Origin of the sequence: Brenneria roseae subsp. roseae (genome assembly GCF_003115845.1) — a bacterium.
In the GTDB taxonomy this organism is placed as follows: domain Bacteria; phylum Pseudomonadota; class Gammaproteobacteria; order Enterobacterales; family Enterobacteriaceae; genus Brenneria; species Brenneria roseae.
On the sequence record NZ_KZ819052.1, the window covers coordinates 1 to 2,082 of the forward strand.

A 2,082-nucleotide genomic window follows, 5' to 3' on the forward strand; every position below is an offset into this window, starting at 1 on the left:
ATGCGGATGGCAAGACCTGGAGCGTCAATGTGCCGGGCAGCGTACTGGCGGCAAATACCGGTATCAGCGCCACGGTCACTATCCGCGATGATGCGGGTAACGAAACCAGCGCAGATGCCACTCGTTCTTACACGGTGGATACCAGTGCGCCGGCGGCGTCGATTAGTATCGATACCATTGCCGGTGACGATATCATCAACGCCGATGAAGCCGGACAGACCATCAATGTCACTGGTCAGGTCGGTGATGACGTCAAAGCCGGCGATGCGATCACGGTAACGGTGGGTAACGAGATTTACCAGACTACGGTGAATGCCGACGGCAAGACCTGGAGCGTCAACGTGCCGGGCAGCGTACTGGCGGCGAATACCGATATCAGCGCCACGGTCACCACCCGTGATGACGCCGGTAACGAGACTACCGCGGATACCACCCGGTCGTATACCGTCGATACCGATGCGCCAGAGGCCTCTATCTCGATTGATACCATTGCCGGCGACGATATCGTTAACGCCGATGAGGCGGGACAGACCATCATCGTCACCGGTCAGGTGGGTGATGACGTGAAGGCCGGTGATGCGATCACGGTGACGGTGGGTAACGAGATTTACCAGACTACGGTGAATGCCGACGGCGAGACCTGGAGCGTCAATGTTCCGGGTAGCGTGCTGGCGGCAAATACCGATATCAGCGCCACGGTGACGACTCGTGATGACGCCGGTAACGAGACCACGGCCGACGCCACCCGGTTGTATACCGTCGATACTACCGCGCCGGAGGCCTCTATCTCGATTGATACCATTGCCGGCGACGATATCGTTAATGCCGATGAAGCCGGACAGACCATCAATGTCACCGGTCAGGTGGGTGATGATGTGAAGGCCGGCGATGCGGTCACGGTGACGGTGGGTAACGAGACTTACCAGACTACGGTGAATGCCGACGGCAAGACCTGGAGCGTCAACGTGCCGGGCAGCGTACTGGCGGCGAATACCGATATCAGCGCCACGGTCACCACCCGTGATGACGCCGGTAACGAGACTACCGCGGATACCACCCGGTCGTATACCGTCGATACCGATGCGCCAGAGGCCTCTATCTCGATTGATACCATTGCCGGCGACGATATCGTTAACGCCGATGAGGCGGGACAGACCATCATCGTCACCGGTCAGGTGGGTGATGACGTGAAGGCCGGTGATGCGATCACGGTGACGGTGGGTAACGAGATTTACCAGACTACGGTGAATGCCGACGGCGAGACCTGGAGCGTCAATGTTCCGGGTAGCGTGCTGGCGGCAAATACCGATATCAGCGCCACGGTGACGACTCGTGATGACGCCGGTAACGAGACCACGGCCGACGCCACCCGGTTGTATACCGTCGATACTACCGCGCCGGAGGCCTCTATCTCGATTGATACCATTGCCGGCGACGATATCGTTAATGCCGATGAAGCCGGACAGACCATCAATGTCACCGGTCAGGTGGGTGATGATGTGAAGGCCGGCGATGCGGTCACGGTGACGGTGGGTAACGAGACTTACCAGACTACGGTGAATGCCGACGGCAAGACCTGGAGCGTCAGTGTGCCGGGCAGCGTGCTGGCGGCAAACAGCGACGTCAGTGCGACGGTGACGACTCGTGATGATGCGGGCAATGAGACCACCGCGGATACCGCACGTTCCTACCTTGTCGATACCACTGCGCCGGAAATTAATATTACTGACTTTGCCGGAAACGACGGTTATATCAGTCAGCACGAACTGATTAATACCGTTATTGGCGGGACCAGCAGTGAGAAAACGGTTGATCTGGTCTTTACCGATGCTGACGGCACATCCATTACGCTGACGGCGGTAGCCGTAGTCGATGGAAAATGGCAGACCGCTGTCGATCTCAGTGCATTGACCGAAGGGAAGATCACCGTCGAGGCGACGGCTACCGATCCGGCGGGTAATCAGGCGCACGACAATAGCCAGGCGGTGATGGATATCACCGCGCCGGCGGCGTCGATTAGCATCGATGTGATTGCCGGCGACGATATCATCAACGCCGATGAAGCCGGTCAGACCATCAGCG

The 2,082-nt window shown here is 58.5% G+C and carries 1 protein-coding gene; it reads left to right on the top strand.

What is annotated here, in order from left to right:
• Positions 1 to 2,082: Ig-like domain-containing protein (locus DDT52_RS20760; RefSeq protein ID WP_136157991.1), on the top strand; the 2,082-nt coding region annotated here is incomplete at both ends.